The organism is Effusibacillus dendaii (assembly GCF_015097055.1).
Taxonomy (GTDB): domain Bacteria; phylum Bacillota; class Bacilli; order Tumebacillales; family Effusibacillaceae; genus Effusibacillus; species Effusibacillus dendaii.
This window is the reverse complement of record NZ_AP023366.1, coordinates 584191-599993: the sequence shown is the minus strand read 5'-3', so window position 1 is coordinate 599993 and position 15803 is coordinate 584191. Positions and strand designations below refer to the sequence as shown.

The following is a 15803-nucleotide window of genomic DNA, read 5'->3' as shown; positions in this document are numbered from 1 at the left end:
TTGTTCGTCACCTGCTTAAGTCATAAACGGTTTCGTTAGAATGAGTTTGCAATGAATCTACTTCGGTATATTTCTTAAGCAGCGTAAACAGTTTGTAAAAAACAAACCCAACTACGATCGAATCATCGATATAACCGTAAGGAATGGAGTAATCGGGTACCAGGTCAATGGGAGAAATAAAATATAATAACGTAGTTGCGAGCCAGGCGCGTTCCTTTATGGATAGTTGCTTCTCGTAAAGGAAACATTTATACATTGTTCGGAGACGTCGAAGCATGCTGCTAAAGCCACTTACCTCAGCTACTTTTCCCTGGAAGCCTTCCTTTATATGAATAGTCACATCATCCACTGTACAATGGTGATACAAATTCTGTATCATCTTAAAAAGCAAAGCATAATCAATCGATGATTCCTTTAGGCTGCTGTTCCCTTCGTTTTCATCCAACACCGAATCGAGCGTTTCATAAAACGAAAGAACGATGCCCGCATCCTTCTTGCATAAGTATTCACTTAACAACAAATAAGCCTCATAGATTTGAGGTGCTTCTAACACATCCGCCATGCCAAGCGCCTCTTGCTCCGTTGGCATTCTTTTCCCTGTGAGAATACGAGAAATAGCGGACTTATTCGTGTTTACATTTCTGCGAGAATTCAACAAGGATATAAGATATTCAGACTTTATTTTCCTCTGTTGCAATAAATTGCGTATACAAAGACCATAGGCTTGTAATTCTTTCATAGGATTATCACCGTTTGTACTATAACATGAAATAATTTCATCATCAACGAAAAAATTTCATCTCTGCCTTCACATCGCCTTTACATGACCATCAGCACTTTAACTATCGAAAAAAGAGTCGGCGATCGGTTGCAAAAACCTAGATAACAACCCAGCCGACTCTTCTTTTCAATTTATGGCACGAAACGAACCGATGCTCTATGATCACTTTGAACTGCCTCGGAAAGACAGTGCGAGATCCAGTGTATGTTGTTCTTCAGAATAGGATGCGATATCCCCTTTTCCATTCCCATCAAAATCAGCCGTATAACCAACTCGTGTGGTCCCGCGCGACCACGGACCAAACATATTGTCGGCTGGCTGCACATGAAAGTTGGCGCTTCCTTGTAAAATCTGCCAGAGTCCTTCTTCCGGATAATAAATGACCAGATCGCTTTTCCCGTTACCTCTTGTATCGGACACAAGAACCTGCGCTTTTTTATCAGGAAACGGCATTTTTATGCTGATAGGTTCCAGAATCTTGCCAGTACCGGAATTTGGGTAAATTCGAATCGTCTTTTCATTCGGTGAATAATAGATAATGTCATCAAGCCTTTGACCGCTCACATCTCCTACTAACAACGCTGCGTCAGAAGGTATAGGCAGGTGTAAGTTTGTAATTTCAAACTTCCCCCCCTGATTGACGGCTATGTTCAACTCTTTTTGCTGTCGGCCAATCAAATCTACGTTTCCGCCGCCATTCATATGGAAGGGTTGGAGTGAATCAAGTCCAGCAGGTAATTCACCAAACGAAACGGGAGGACCAAATGATTTTCCGTTTGAGTAGAATGCACTGACTTCACCTGTTTTCCGGTTATAGACAACCAGATCCTGTTTCTGGTCACCATTCATGTCGGCTAGTAACAATTGCTCCTCTGGTAAAAATTTTCGTTTTAACCACACCTGGGATGGCTCTTGGGCCCGATTGCGAGGCCATTTATAGGTGCCTTGGATGACTTGGATCTGATTTTCTGCTCGAACTACAACGTCAGCATGCCCATAGCCGCACACATCCCCCAGCAACAAATCGGATGCTTTTGTTCCCGATGGCAGGTCAATACGATGCGCAGGAGAGAACGGTACTGCATCGTGTATGGAAACCCAGCGAAAGCCCTGTTGCTTCACCCCGTTGATCAGCCGCTGCAGATTCGATTGTACTCCCGCTTTGTATGTGTAAACAGGTAGACCGTCACGGATGAGAGGCTTGCCAGTTGAATCTTTTTCCGGTTCTAAATAAGGGTATTCCAAGAAAGGATGATAGTACAGCGACGCCAAACCTTGATAGGTCGGCAGTTCCGCCAAAACTTTTTCCACGTTATCCTTGTCATGTATGTATTTGAGGGGCGCCGGAATGTAGACGGAACCGAGTGTATTCCTACTATAGTGATTTTCACTTTCGTAGACATTCAAGTCTTTTAAAGAACGAAGCGAGTAGAAATCCGGCTGATAGAGAATACCCATAAACGACCGGAAGACCTGTTCCTGTTCCCGTGTATCATTGTAGTGCGGTGATTCCCAAAAACCGGGCTGCAGTCCTGCCTTATCAAACGCGGCCAAGCTCTTCGTAATTCGATCTGCCGCATATGCAACCTGATCGGTCTGTGGAGCGCCTTTAACATGAAATTCGGCTCCTATGCCGGTATCTTGATTATTATTATCCATTTTATGGTCCCCGTATTGGTGTGTATATCCGTGCATGCCAAGAACGGCGCCGTGTGTTTCAGCGTCTTGCAGCAACTCAATAAACTTCTTTACCTGCAAATCCGGGTTCTGATCATCAATTCCTTTTTCATACCATGTTCCGTTTGGTTGAAGGTATTTCCAACGTGGAATGACCGCTACATGAAACGGTACCTGTTCTTTCTCCAGATATTCAAAAATGGCACGCAATCGTCCCAAATCGTCTAATGTACTATAATTGCCGCCAGGCCCCACATCTTCGAGTCGAAGCATGGCATGTCGTTTATTTGCATCCGGAAGCGCATTAATACCCGTATTCGCTTGAACATAAACCGTTATGCCCGCTACCAAAACAAACGTGAGCAATCCGAGTATCACTTTTTTCATAACTTTTTTCATAGAAATCCTCTTCCGTTCCGATTCTAATTGTAACTGTCAGTGATAAATTTTATCACAAAAACGGGTGCATTAGGGGACAGAAAGCCCCGTCTTGCTTAAGTAAAAAGCCCTTTTTAGGGGCTTTTTAGCAATTATTTACTATTCTCTGTTTTTTGAATAGAGAGCAACATTTTTTTAATTTCGTGTAATTCTCCCTCTATTCTGTGTAAATGACTCTGCATATCATCGATTTCCTGTTCCGCTTTATAGTTTATTGCAAAGTCAATTATGGATTCATGTTTATCACGCGCCGCTTGTCTGTTTTGACTCATCATAATGACGGGCGCCTGAAATGCTGCGATAAAAGAAAGAATTAAATTCAATAAAATAAAGGGCGGCTCATCAAAATGTTTTGTAAAACTTACGGTGTTCCATATCATCCATACAGCAAGAAATAAGCCAAACCAAATGATGAATGTCCAACTGCCTCCAAAACCTGCAATTCGATCCGCAACGCGATCTGACCATTTTGTTTTACGCAGGTATTCCTCGTCCAAATGGGTCAAAATAAGATTTTCGTAGTCATTTACTAAACGGTCTATTCTTTTTACGTGATCCTCATTAATCGCAATGTCAAAACCTTCAATTACAGAACCTTCCTTATGGTCCACTGGTTTTACATAGAAATTTCTTTTTCCCATCGTTATTCACTCCTCTTTTATTTAGAGGGGGCCGATAGGATACCTTTCTGAAAAAGTTGATGATCTGTAAGACAGCCAGTTCTTTTCGAATGGTATGACTATGGACCCCCTCCATCTAGGGCTAGGGTCTGTCTTGGAATTCCAGCTAGAACACTGACTACCCACTCAAAACTCAACTCCTTCAACTATAAATTCTTTATTATAATACTCTTTACGTATTTATTGGTAAACAACAAATATCATGGTTTTTCACAGGAAGCTCCCGATATTGACGACACATTTTTTGCTTCTTCCTCATATCTTGTGGGTATCTGACTAAAAAAGATACAGGAAGGGTACAGGTGGGCTTCATGCATTGGCTTTCGATTGTGCTGATTGGATTGGCTTCCAACCTTGACAATTTGGGAATTGGTGTTTCGTTCGGCATGCGAACCACAAAGATCCCGTTTATTTCAAATCTTATCATTGCCATTATATCCATGATTGCAACCAGTTTATCGCTCCTGCTGGGTGAATATTTTTCAGGATTTGTATCGTCCATGGTGGCCAATTTTGTTGGCGGCATTTTGATTGTTATGGTCGGAGTTTGGAGCATTTGGTCGGACATACACAAGAGTCGGGCGGGAACGGCTTCGCCCGAAGAAGGACCTATCATTCATATAATTCGTAAACCGTCTGATGCAGACATCAATCAGGACCATGTCATTTCCTGCAAAGAGTCGGTCACACTGGGACTTGCGCTAGGATTAAACTGTATGACCAGCGGATTTGGCGCTGGCATCAGCGGAGTATCCCCTGTGTGGGCAACCATTTCGGTGGGATTGTTTTCCCTGCTGACCATCGCTCTCGGCGTACGAATGGGCGACCGAATTGCACATACATGGTTCGGGCGTTATTCAAACCTATGCGCGGGACTCTTATTGATCGGTATCGGTTTTTACGAGATTGCTGTCTGACAAGCGCTCACCCCGATTGCGATAAGCCCATTTTGAAATCCAGATCGAAATTTCATAAAGCAGTATCAATGGGACTGCAACAGACAGATGCGAGATAAATTCAGGCGGCGAAATCATCGATGCAATCACTACCAGAACCAGGTAGGCGTATTTGCGGAATCTGGTTAATTGCTGTGGTGTGATAATTCCAATTCGCGTCAAGAAAAGCACCACCACTGGCATATCAAAGAAAAATCCGAGCGGCAAGACAATGTTTGTCATCAGCCCAAAATAGCTGGAGGCGGTCATTAAAACGGTGAACTGTTGACTGCCGAGCCGGATTAAAAAGGACAACAGCATGGGGAAAATCACATACCAGGCAAACAACACTCCCAGTACAAACATCAAGATGACGCCCGGAATATAAGTGATGGCCCACCTCTGCTCTTTCCGGCTCAAAGCGGGCTTGATAAACAACCAAGCCTGTACCAGCGCAAACGGCAGGGTAAGGGCCAACGCAGCCAGCGACCCGACCAATACATACACGTGCAGCACATCGCCGGGACCCAGTGCGGTTAACTTCATTCCCGCCGGGAGATTGCCTTTCAAAATGCCAAAAATACGATCTACATAAAAGAACGAGAGAATGAGAAACACGAGAAAAACCACCACTGTATAAATCAGGCGTTTGCGCAGCTCAGCTAAATGCTCCACCAAGGTTGACTTGTCCACTGACATGCCATTTCCCCACTTTCCGAATCACAATATTTCTCCTCTCTCAGTTATACCTCCCGCAAATGAATAAGAAAAGCCTGTTAAATTTTTTACGATTCCCATTTTTGTACGATTAGAAAATGTTCAATCCCTTCCGCTAATGAATCAACCATTTTTGTTTGGTACCTCGGTTCAAGAAGACTGGCTAATTCATTAGGGTTCGACAAGTATCCATACTCGACGAGGACACTCGGAATATCCAGATTTCTGAGAATATAGAAGTCCCCTGGATGAGGCATATGAAACGTCTGCGTCAACGCATTTAATCGGATCTGTAATTCGTTAGCCAAAAGGTAACTGTGCAAGGATGATTTTTTATAAAAAACAACTCCCCCTCTCCTTGTAGATTTGCCATGATTGCCATGAATGCTGATAAATAAAGTTGCATTTGTTTGCCGTGCCACTTCAACACGGCCAAACAGGTCGCGCCTATACCGTCCCCATATTCGATTTTTAGGAGCAAATTTCGTTACATCTTCATCGGTATTGCGGGTCATTTCGACTTGTATGCCATCTTTCTTTAGCCTTGCCGCAAGTTGAGTTGCAATCAGTAAATTTAAATCCTTCTCCAAAATCGCCCCGTCTGCACTTTGAGTGCCTCCATCTATCCCCCCATGGCCGGGATCAATTACAATCACGGGGGGGTTGGAACCTTCAGCTCTTGCCGTATGTACCCCCAAAAATAACAGTATAAAAAGCCCTAATATAAGTCTCAAATTTTCACCCATTTCTAAGATAATGTGCAGGCACACTTTTCATCCACCTGGAATGTAGGGTTACACTCCTTTCCAGCTTTATGCATCTGCCGATCTGCATGGATCACTTACGCATCGCATAACAAAAAAGGACGTCCCGATTATATCGGTCCATCCCCTAACACGCGTTATTTCACGCACCATCATATACATTCTGACAACTTAGCAGTATATGGAAATTTACGAAAACACTTACTGGTTTTTGGAGCCCAAAAGCTGATGTCTGACATAGTTCAAATGTGAAACAAAGGCTGTACGAGCTTCTTCTTTGTTCTTCTGCTTGAATGCGTCGAGAATCGGCTTGTGCATCTCTGCCAGTTCAAGCAAATCCCGGAAGTAAAACTGATTTGTAAAATACCAAATACGGTTCATCTTATTGGTGATATCTTCCCATACCTGGTACATGAACGAATGCTCCGCAATCTGGTATATAATACTGTGAAAAGCGACATCGTTGATTCTCATTTTTTCAATATCGTCTGTTTTACCGGCCTCAACCATTTTATTATAAACTTCTTCTAAGGAAGCGATTCCTTCGTCAGTAATCCTTTCAATTGCCCTGTTCATTGCAAATACTTCAATCACTTCACGGAAACTGTAAATTTCCTCAATATCTTTTTTAGAAAAATTCGAAACGTACGTTCCTTTATTCGTGTGAGTAATGACTAACTCATCCTTACGAAGCAGAGACAATGCTTCACGAATGGTGCTTTGACTCACACCATAAGTTCTGGCAAGATCCATCTCAATGATACGATCCCCTGACTTCAATTCGGATTTAATAATAGCTTCTTTTATAGCCTCATACACTTGTTCGGCAAGAGATTTGTAAACCACTTTCTTGTTAATGATCCCACTTCCTTTTTACATAATGATTCTCAATTTGTTCGAAAAGTTGCTATGAGCATACAGCTTCAGGAGATCGCATCGATTCTTCCACTATCAATAATATATCAAATTCTCTATATTCCACTCCATAGTGTGTGGAGCTCCCTCGACTCCCTCTTCCCCTCACTGTCTTCTTTTTTGCAGTGCTTACAATTAGCGGTGCTTAAATACAGGCTTCCGCTTTTCAATGAACGCCTGAACGCCTTCTCTTACATCTTCAGTTTCATGAACCTGGTAAAAAAGCTCTCGTCCTATCGAATTGAAATCATTCTTCGCAACAAGATACTGATGTACAGCCCTTTTCGCCGTTTGCACCGCAACCGCCGGAAGGGAAGCGATCTGTTTTGCCAGTTCTGCCGCCTTTTCATACAGATGCTCTGCCGCTACTACTTCTGTCGCAATGCCCATTTCTTTCGCTTCGACGGCTTCGATTACGCTGCCCGTCAAAAGCAACTTCATCGCGTAGCCTGCTCCGGCAATGTCAATCCATCTTTCCAGTCCTCCATTTCCCGGAATGACGCCTCTTGTTACCTCCGGAAGCCCGATTTTTGCCTGATCCGCAAAAATCCGAAAATCGAAAGCCGCCGCCAGCTCGGCCCCACCACCCAGGGCATTTCCCTGGATACATGCAATGGTCGGCTGCGGAGTGTTTAAAATTGCCTGCAGCATGGCGTGCCCTTCATCCCATACCTGTCTGGCCGCTTTCTTCTCAATACGTTCCGGAAACTCTTTCAAATCGGCGCCGCAACAGAAATGTGAGCCTTCCGCAGCAAAAATCACAACCCGAACGTCCGAAGCCTGGGAAATTTGCGAAAAAACATCATGAATCTCTCTCTTTACCTGATTGGACAACAGATTCATATTTGGATTGGAAAGCGAAATTTTAGCAATTCCATCCCTATTCGATTCGATCTTTACGTACATGGTCATCACCCTAGCCGTTTTCTTACGGTTGGCCAACAATAAAGTTCCGTTCTCATTTCACCGTTGACACATCTAACCCGGATGCTTTTCTTCCATTCGTTATCGTTTTTCTCAGGGTAATCTTCCCTGTAATGGCAGCTTCTGCTTTCCTTTCGTTCCAGTGCGGAACGGACAATTATTTTGGCAGCAATAATCATGTGATTCAATTCCACAGCTTGATAGAACTGACCCTCATCGACATAGAATTCACCACTCTGCAGCTCCGACTCCAGGCTGCACAAAAAATTCCAGGCTTCTGAAAGTCTTTGCTCACTTCGTATGACCAGACAATTCTTGTGCATTATTGCTCGAACCGAATCTGCCGCTTCCTGTACACTCTTAGTCCCATTCGCGCACTTCTGCAGCCAGGAATTGTAGCTGTCCAGCGTGATCGAAGCGCCCAGCTGCGGCTGCGGTTTCGCGCCTAGCTGCTTGGCGTACCGCGCCGAGGCGATACCCGCTCTATGTCCAAATACCTGCCCCTCAGCAAGGGAATTACCGCCCGGCCGGTCCGGTCCACGCAGGCCACCTGCCGTTTCTCCGGCAACATACAAGCCTGAAATATCGGTCTCACAATCCATATTGAGAATCTGTACGCCACCGTTATTACACTGGGAAATCAGCCCAATTTCAAATTTATCGTCGTCCAGCTCAATCCCTTTGCTTTTCAGCACACGCTTGGTTTTTGGCATTTTCGACTCGATCAGTTCGTCGGTTCCAGGCCTTTTTTGATACCAAACCCCGCCTCTTGGCGTTGGATTGGTTTCCATTTCTCGTTGAATCGAGGTATCCAAATAAAATGAGACGTTGGAGACAGAAAACGGAAACACTTTGTGCTGATAGACCTCTTCTACCGATACGCCTTCCGGAAGAATGTTTGCAAAAATACTCTCCCCTTTCCCATTCATCAAAATCGGGTTGGTTTTCCACACCGGTCCTGATAGAAGAGTGACTGAGGGAAACAACGCCGCCGGTCCGATCTGCACAAACTCCATATTGACCAGCGGCAAACCCAATTTATAAGCCATCGCATAACCGTCGCCTGTCATTTCCGAAGTGCCGACACCATATTTGTAAACGCTGTGAGAACCGCCACAAGCAAAGATCACAGCCGGGGTTCGGTACAGCACCAATTCTTTTGCTGCATGGTCCCAGCCTAACGCACCGATCACCTTTTGACTTTCGTCAGTCATAATGTCAAAAATCATCATGTCTTGATCGACTGGCACATTCAATTCTTTCAATCTTTTTGCCAAAATATTGAGTATGTGTCTCGCTGTGACACCATTCACCCGACAGGTTCTGGGATATGTGGCAAAATCGCTCATTCCCTGAACGAGTTTTCCGTTTTGCTGTTTATCAAAATCCAGCCCCAACTCGATCAAGTCAAAAATTCTGTCAGGCGCTTCATGCGCCAACCCCCAAACCAGGTCAGGATCAATGAATCCTTCACCTGATTTCATCGTATCGGAGAAATGAATTTCCGGATGGTCTCTTTCGTCTCCGTGACCGATTGCCGCTGCAATGGAAAGCAGTTCGGAAAACGCGGTTGCCGTGGATCCGCTTTTTAACCATTTTGATTTGACCGCCATCCGCACGTCGGCCCCTTCTTGCTTTGCGGAAAGTGCCGCACGAGTGGCTGCTCCACCGCCTCCCACAACCAGCACATCCGCGTCAATTTCTCTAGCGATCTTTAAATTGGACATGGTAGTATCCCCTTTGTAAAGCTGCCTTTGCACTTACATTTCCTACGCAAAAATATCGGAAGACATTGGCTTTATTGCCGGGTCGATTTCGACCTCGAAATCGATAAATGGAAGAATGTCTTTTTGAATATCGATTCCCGGCGCATATTCGGTAAGCACCAGACCGTTCGAACCCAATCGGAAAACTGCCCTCTCCGTAATATAGAGAGGTTCCTGCCCCTTTTCCCTGGCGGCATCAGCGTTGAAAGTAAGATGCTCGACCTTCGGAATAAACTTTTTAAGCTTTCCTTCTTTGAGAATGGTGAGCTTGCCGCCACGAATCTGGGTTTCTAATCCCCCGCCGGTTAGGGTGCCGCAAAACAACACTCGTTTCGTACGGTGAGTGATGTCGATAAAACCGCCTGACCCCCGAAAAATACCGTTAAATTTGCTGACATTGACATTCCCTGCCCCGTCAATCTGCGCAAAGCCGAGCAGAGTAGCCGACAGGCTTCCATTATGGTAATAATCAAAAACCTGTGGAGAACCGAGAATGGCACGCGGATTGATATGCGCTCCGAAAACCTCTTCCCCCATCGGGATCCCGCCGACTGCTCCATGCTCCAAACAGAAAGTGACCTGATCGAATACATTTTCTTCCATCAATAACTGCGGCAGGGAAACCGGTATTCCCACCCCCAGATTGACGACCGAGTCAGGACCCAGTTCCTGTGCAGCCCTACGCAAGATAATCTTCTTCGTGTTGAGCGGCAATGGTTGGGCGCATTCATCGATCGGAGCTTTTACTTCACCTGTCCAACTCGGGTTATAATCCAACAGACTTTGCTTCTGCTCCGGGTCAATCACGACCGCATCCACCAAAATGCCTGGAATGGCTACGGAACGCGGATGCAGGGAGCCTTTTGCCGTAAGTCTTTTGGCCTGTGCGATCACATATCCCCCATTGGCTTTGGCTGCCATCGCCATCTCCAATCCGGCAAGTGTAACCGGTTCCTGTTCCAGAGAAAGGTTCCCGTCCTCATCGACAGTCGTACCGCGAATAATCGCAACGTTGATGGGCAGTGGACGATAGTAGAGATATTCTTCTCCTGCCGCTTGAACCACTTCATTAATGTTTTCTGTGGTTTTTTCGTTCAGTTTGCCCCCTTCAATCCGGGGGTCGACATACGTTTGCAGTCCGACTTTCGTGAACATTCCGTTTTTTTCACCGGCCATGTTCCGTATCAAATGGAATAACGTTCCCATCGAAAAACTGTACGCTTCAATTTCGTTATTTCGGATCATGTCCGTGATTTTCGGACTTTCTTTTACATTAAAACTGCCGCTGATCAGTCTTTTCAACATTCCAGGCTTTGCAAAATGGTCCAAGCCCGTTGTTTTTCCTTTATCCCACCCAACTCGTACGGGTGTAACGACCGTAAGATTTTTCGGACTGCCGCTTGTATCAAAACGGTTTCCCAAGGCGGAGATCACTTTTTCCGGACACAGAATCGAAATGAGGCCCCCGATCACAATCGTCGATCCGTCTTGGATATTGGCTACTGCCTCTTCCGCCGTCATTACTTTGGAACGAGCGGCTGTACTCCCTTTTTGCATCGGCATGCTAGCATCTCCATTCCTTACTGAATCTCATATTTTCGCAGATCGAACAAATCGGCTGTCAGTTGTCCTTGCTTCAATTTGGCGATGACGTTTTTTTCAAACTCGACCTTCTCTTCCGCGGCGCGTACAATCTCTTTCAACCGATTCGCAGGAACCACAACTACACCGCTCGCATCGGCAAGAATAATATCTCCTGGATTGACTGTGACGCCGCCAACAATGATCGGAGCCTGCAGCTTACCGACAGTTTTCTTTTCCGCTTTTTTGATCGATACCGAGTGAGTAAATACGGGGAATTCAAGGTCTATGATTTGCTCAATATCCCGGACGCTGCCATCGATCACAAATCCGCTGATCCCGCGTTCCTTGGCTGCAATTGTTAAAATCTCGCCCCAGTAGCCCGCTTCATAATGTTGATTGGTTGTGGCAACCAATACATCTCCCGGTTTGGCCTGTGCAACTGCCAGATGCAGCATCAGGTTATCCCCGGGTTGGCACTTGACTGTCAAAGCCGGCCCGCAAATCTTAAAATTACGAACAAGCGGTTTGATCGCAGCCGACATTGCCTGTTCATTCCCTGCCAAACAATCCGATACGATTGCCGCGTCGAATTGAGCCAATTGATCAATTAAACTTGTAATCGTTTCCTGTTCTGCCATACGTTTCACTCCCGTCATTTATAGACGTGTTGCTTACTTTCGCTGATCGAATTTTCTCCCGAGTACAGAAGAGGCAAGCATCGTTTTATGAACCTGGATCGTTCCACCCGCGATCGATGCTGCCCGAACACAGCGATAGTACCACTCGAGCGGATATTCTTTTGAAAATCCATATCCGCCATGCAGTTGCAAGCAGTCATCTGTTATCTTCTTGGCAGCTTCCGCAACATAGACTTTAGCAACGCTTACAGACGTTTTATCGGTCTTATTGTCGACCACTTCCGCAGCCGCTTTGTACAGCAGTGCTCTCGCGGATTCGAGTTGCAGGTACATATCGGCAATCATCCACTGCACACCCTGGAATTCGCAAATCTGTTTGCCAAACTGTTTCCGTTCTTTCACATACTGACAGGTCCGATCAAATGCCGCTTGTGTAATACCCAGAGTTTGTGCCGCATATCCCAAACGAACGCCGTTATAAACTCCCATCAATGCTTTAAAGGCGTTTCTTGTAACCAATACATTCTCTTTCGGAACAAGCGCATCATCAAAATAAAGAGCCGTCTGAAATTCACCGCTCATATTTTCCTCGGCTACTCCCACAGAAAAGCCGGGTGTGCCTCGTTCCACAAGTATGGCGCCGATATCTGACGGGCTGCCTGTATTGCCAAATCTGGCGTAGACGACAAATGCATGAGCAAAATGACCCTCACTTACAAAAATTTTGGAGCCGTTCAGTTTATAGAAATTTCCTTCTTCAACAGCGGTTGTTGCTAAATCAGTAGCCGCGCTTCCTGCATCCGGTTCACTCATGCCCAACGCGACGTAGTATTTACCCGCAGTGATTTGCGGCAGATATTTCTTCTTCTGTTCCGGAGTCCCCAGATGATTGATAAAGTTCGTGATTCCAGGGCCCGTATGATACACCAGGCGACCACTGGTAGGACACACTTTGCACAACTCTTCAATGATCAACATGGCACTGAACAGATCCAGGTTCATACCGCCATATTCTTCCGGCAGGGTCACTCCGAGAAATCCATGTTCCGCCAGCATCTCTGCATTTTTCCAGAATTCTTCGCCTTCCAGCCAGTGTTTGGCCGGCGTCAATTTCCGCTCAGCAAAATCCCGCGCAACGGACTGCCACTGCAGTTGCTCTGCTGTCAATTGATAAGCCATAAGTCAACTCTCCCCAAAAAAGCGATTTCAAATAACTGCGCTTGCCGTTACTTCGAACTGGCATACACCACTTTTAGTGCGGTTAAGAAGTCTTTGCCGGTCGAACCGATCGAGTATGAACCAACGGCTGAATTTTTAAGGCCGCCAAATGGAACGTGTGATTCGCTGATTGTGCCGTTATTGATATGGATCATACCCGTCTCGATTTCTTCCACGGCTTTCTCCGCATAGAACATATTGTGAGTAAAGCAGGAAACAGCCAGCCCGTATTCGCTGTGATTAGCCACTTGAATCGCTTCCTCAAAGCTGTCTACCGGAATCACAACAAGCACAGGACCAAAAATTTCTTCCTGGGCAATTCGCATATCCGACTTGACATTTGTGAATACCGTTGGTTCATAATAGTAGCCTCCGGCAATTCCATCCGGTTTTTTGCCTCCCACCAGTAAAGTGGCGCCTTCCTCAAGCCCGATTTTGACATATTTCTCGACAGTTTCCAGTTGATCTTGACTGACCAACGGACCCATGTTTACGTTTTCCGATATGCCGTCGCCAATTACATAGGAAGCAAGTTTATCCGCTAAATACTGCGCTACCTCGCTTTCAATCGATCTTTCTACGACGATGCGGCTGATCGACGTGCATCGCTGTCCGCTTGCTGCGAAGGCAGCAGACAAAATCTGATCGACCGCCCCCGAAATATCAGGGTAATCATAAATAATAGCAGCGTTCTTACCACCCATTTCCAACTGCACTTCAATCAGACGTTCTGCCGCCAGTTTATAGATACCGGTCCCAACAAGCGTCGAACCGGTAAAGGTAACCCCTTTTACCAGCGGATGCGATACGAGCGTATTTCCTACGCTCCTGCCGGAACCGACAATTAGATTCAATACGCCTGCAGGAAGCCCCGCCTCTTCAAACAATTCTATGATTTTTGCTCCCATGGACGCTGTCACCGTTGCAGGCTTAAATACAACCGTATTCCCGGCGGCCAGTGCCGGAGCGATTTTACGCAACGGTGTAACCAGTGGAAAATTCCAAGGGGAAATGGCGGCGATGACTCCTTTTGGAACGCGGATAGTTCTCACTTGAATTCCCGCGCGTTCACTTGGAAGGGTTTCCCCTGTCAAACGGAGAGCTTCTCCGGCAGAATACCGCGCCTCGTTAATCGCCTTCGTAATTTCACCGTGTGCTTCCCTGATTGGCTTGCCCATTTCCCTTGTAAGGAGTTCGGCCACCTCTTGTCTTCTTTGCTCCAGAACATCCATAAACTTAAAAATATACTCCGCTCTTTTCGGAGCAGGCATTTTCGACCAACTTTGGAACGCTTCGTGAGCCGATTCAATCGCCTGAATGGCCTCTTCTTGCGTTGAATTGGTTACGATTGCTACAATTTCATCTGTATGGGCAGGATTTTCTCTCTGAATGGTGTCTTCACTTTTTGATGCAACCCATTGACCTCCGATATAATTCTTCACTTGTATGGCTGTTTGTTGTATGGTTGCCATTCTGAATTTCCCCCCTATCTGATTTTCTCGATCATCTTGCGTAAATCAGCGACTGTACAATCCTTCGGATTTGCGTTGGCAATCCCCGACTGAAATGCTTCCTGCGCAATCACATCCAGCTCTTCATCCGATGGGTGCAGATTCAGCGCGTTTAACGTAGTTGGGATTTCCAGGTCCTGAATCAACTGCTCGACTGCGACAATCGAGCGTTCTGCGGCTTCACGCAGGCTTAATCCTTCCACATTTTCGCCAAGAGCGATCGCGATATCCCTGAATTTTTCATAGTTGGTGCTGACGTTATATCTCATAACGACAGGCAATAGCAGTGAATTCGCCAGCCCGTGCGCAACTCCGAGACGTCCTCCGAGCGGATGTGACACTGCATGAACGGCGGCAACTCTTCCCCAAATGAACGCCGCGCCAGCAATAGTGGAAGCCAACATCATATGCGAAGCGGCGTTTATATCCGTTCTCTGTGCCACGAATGGGCGCAGGTGTTTCCCGATTAAGCGAATCGCATATAAACCCAGTGCTTCTGTAATCGGTTGCGCCTGGTTAGATGTATACGATTCGATCGCATGGCTTAGGGCATCCATACCAGTGATCGCCGCAACGCCTCTTGGAACAGTGGTTAGTAATTGAGGATCAAGAATCGCTGCTTTGGCGTGCAATTTTTGGCTTAAAATTCCCATTTTATAATGGCGTTTCTTATCTTTTAACACGGTGGCATGAGTAATTTCCGAACCGGTACCGGCCGTTGTGGGAATGGCAATAATGTCCGGACCTTTGTTTGGGATTTTGTCTTTTCCTTCATACTGATTGAGATCCCCCGGATTTGCTACCGCTATGGAAACACCTTTCGCCGTGTCGATGGAGCTTCCGCCCCCCATACCGATAAGTGCGTCGCATCCGTTTTCTATATACAGATTCTTTACATGCTGGACAATCTCTGTGCTGGGATCCGGTTCTACATCTGTAAATGTGAAAAAATCAATCCCCGCTTGATTCAGTAGATTCTCCAAACGATTCAGATTGCCGGAATGCACAATCCCTTTATCCGTACAAATAAAAACTTTTTTGTAGTTGTACTTTCTGATAATGTCCGGAAGTTCGTTTAACTTATTGACTCCGTAATAAATTTGCGTATGCAGGCCGAATTCAAATGAGTCTAAAGCAAGATTCATATTTTACCACGCCTTTACTGTTTTTATCGATTATCGATAATTTATCTTCATATTATCACACACACCAAAAAAGTAAAGCGAGTATTCAAACTTTTTTCTTTTAGTTAATG

General features: G+C 45.6%; 14 protein-coding genes. 1 reads left to right on the top strand and 13 read right to left on the bottom strand.

Features of this window, described 5'->3' with window-relative positions:
* Nucleotides 1-7: 7 nt before the first annotated feature.
* From skT53_RS03160 to skT53_RS03150, 3 genes are all read right to left on the bottom strand, one after another.
* Nucleotides 8-739, bottom strand: coding sequence for a YkvA family protein (locus skT53_RS03160; protein WP_200759734.1), 732 nt, complete (start codon nt 737-739; stop codon nt 8-10).
* Nucleotides 740-943: 204 nt separating this feature from the next.
* Nucleotides 944-2857, bottom strand: coding sequence for a DUF2334 domain-containing protein (locus skT53_RS03155; RefSeq protein ID WP_200759733.1), 1914 nt, complete (start codon nt 2855-2857; stop codon nt 944-946).
* Nucleotides 2858-2988: 131 nt separating this feature from the next.
* Nucleotides 2989-3537, bottom strand: coding sequence for a DUF1003 domain-containing protein (locus tag skT53_RS03150; protein ID WP_200759732.1), 549 nt, complete (start codon nt 3535-3537; stop codon nt 2989-2991).
* Between the two features lie 350 nt (nt 3538-3887).
* Between skT53_RS03150 and skT53_RS03145 the strand changes: the two genes are divergently transcribed.
* Complete coding sequence (locus skT53_RS03145) at nt 3888-4493, top strand: manganese efflux pump (RefSeq protein ID WP_200759731.1); 606 nt, start codon at nt 3888-3890, stop codon at nt 4491-4493.
* Here the strand turns inward: skT53_RS03145 and tatC are convergent.
* The 10 genes from tatC to skT53_RS03095 form a co-directional block, all read right to left on the bottom strand.
* Entirely contained in the window at nt 4455-5210 is a 756-nt protein-coding gene (gene tatC, locus skT53_RS03140) for a twin-arginine translocase subunit TatC (RefSeq protein ID WP_200759730.1), read from the bottom strand. The two genes, skT53_RS03145 and tatC, sit on opposite strands and share 39 nt — an antisense overlap.
* Nucleotides 5211-5296: 86 nt before the next feature.
* Entirely contained in the window at nt 5297-5998 is a 702-nt protein-coding gene (locus skT53_RS03135; RefSeq protein WP_200759729.1) for an N-acetylmuramoyl-L-alanine amidase family protein, read from the bottom strand.
* Between the two features lie 195 nt (nt 5999-6193).
* Nucleotides 6194-6838 (bottom strand): GntR family transcriptional regulator, encoded by a 645-nt coding sequence (locus skT53_RS03130; RefSeq protein WP_200759728.1) that lies wholly within the window; start codon nt 6836-6838, stop codon nt 6194-6196.
* 204 nt (nt 6839-7042) lie between these two features.
* Entirely contained in the window at nt 7043-7813 is a 771-nt protein-coding gene (locus tag skT53_RS03125; RefSeq protein WP_200759727.1) for an enoyl-CoA hydratase/isomerase family protein, read from the bottom strand.
* 5 nt (nt 7814-7818) lie between these two features.
* A complete protein-coding gene (locus tag skT53_RS03120; RefSeq protein ID WP_200759726.1) occupies nt 7819-9558 on the bottom strand; it encodes an FAD-binding protein in 1740 nt (579 codons plus the stop codon).
* Nucleotides 9559-9600: 42 nt separating this feature from the next.
* Complete coding sequence (locus skT53_RS03115; protein ID WP_200759725.1) at nt 9601-11160, bottom strand: acyl CoA:acetate/3-ketoacid CoA transferase; 1560 nt, start codon at nt 11158-11160, stop codon at nt 9601-9603.
* A gap of 17 nt (nt 11161-11177) precedes the next feature.
* The gene (locus tag skT53_RS03110; protein ID WP_200759724.1) at nt 11178-11819 is read right to left on the bottom strand and encodes a 4-carboxy-4-hydroxy-2-oxoadipate aldolase/oxaloacetate decarboxylase; all 642 of its coding nucleotides are present in this window, start codon (nt 11817-11819) and stop codon (nt 11178-11180) included.
* Nucleotides 11820-11852: 33 nt separating this feature from the next.
* The gene (locus skT53_RS03105) at nt 11853-12998 is read right to left on the bottom strand and encodes an acyl-CoA dehydrogenase family protein (protein ID WP_200759723.1); all 1146 of its coding nucleotides are present in this window, start codon (nt 12996-12998) and stop codon (nt 11853-11855) included.
* Between the two features lie 47 nt (nt 12999-13045).
* A complete protein-coding gene (locus skT53_RS03100; protein ID WP_200759722.1) occupies nt 13046-14509 on the bottom strand; it encodes an aldehyde dehydrogenase family protein in 1464 nt (487 codons plus the stop codon).
* A gap of 14 nt (nt 14510-14523) precedes the next feature.
* Nucleotides 14524-15693 (bottom strand): iron-containing alcohol dehydrogenase, encoded by a 1170-nt coding sequence (locus tag skT53_RS03095; RefSeq protein ID WP_200759721.1) that lies wholly within the window; start codon nt 15691-15693, stop codon nt 14524-14526.
* Nucleotides 15694-15803 lie beyond the last annotated feature (110 nt).

Excerpts from the sequence above, each read along its gene's own strand:
- skT53_RS03160 (WP_200759734.1), bottom strand. The coding sequence starts at position 739 with ATGAAAGAATTACAAGCCTATGGTCTTTGTATACGCAATTTATTGCAA.
- skT53_RS03155 (WP_200759733.1), bottom strand. The coding sequence starts at position 2,857 with ATGAAAAAAGTTATGAAAAAAGTGATACTCGGATTGCTCACGTTTGTT.
- skT53_RS03150 (WP_200759732.1), bottom strand. The coding sequence starts at position 3,537 with ATGGGAAAAAGAAATTTCTATGTAAAACCAGTGGACCATAAGGAAGGT.
- skT53_RS03145 (WP_200759731.1), top strand. The coding sequence starts at position 3,888 with ATGCATTGGCTTTCGATTGTGCTGATTGGATTGGCTTCCAACCTTGAC.
- tatC (WP_200759730.1), bottom strand. The coding sequence starts at position 5,210 with ATGTCAGTGGACAAGTCAACCTTGGTGGAGCATTTAGCTGAGCTGCGC.
- skT53_RS03125 (WP_200759727.1), bottom strand. The coding sequence starts at position 7,813 with ATGTACGTAAAGATCGAATCGAATAGGGATGGAATTGCTAAAATTTCG.
- skT53_RS03120 (WP_200759726.1), bottom strand. The coding sequence starts at position 9,558 with ATGTCCAATTTAAAGATCGCTAGAGAAATTGACGCGGATGTGCTGGTT.
- skT53_RS03115 (WP_200759725.1), bottom strand. The coding sequence starts at position 11,160 with ATGCCGATGCAAAAAGGGAGTACAGCCGCTCGTTCCAAAGTAATGACG.
- skT53_RS03110 (WP_200759724.1), bottom strand. The coding sequence starts at position 11,819 with ATGGCAGAACAGGAAACGATTACAAGTTTAATTGATCAATTGGCTCAA.
- skT53_RS03105 (WP_200759723.1), bottom strand. The coding sequence starts at position 12,998 with ATGGCTTATCAATTGACAGCAGAGCAACTGCAGTGGCAGTCCGTTGCG.
- skT53_RS03100 (WP_200759722.1), bottom strand. The coding sequence starts at position 14,509 with ATGGCAACCATACAACAAACAGCCATACAAGTGAAGAATTATATCGGA.
- skT53_RS03095 (WP_200759721.1), bottom strand. The coding sequence starts at position 15,693 with ATGAATCTTGCTTTAGACTCATTTGAATTCGGCCTGCATACGCAAATT.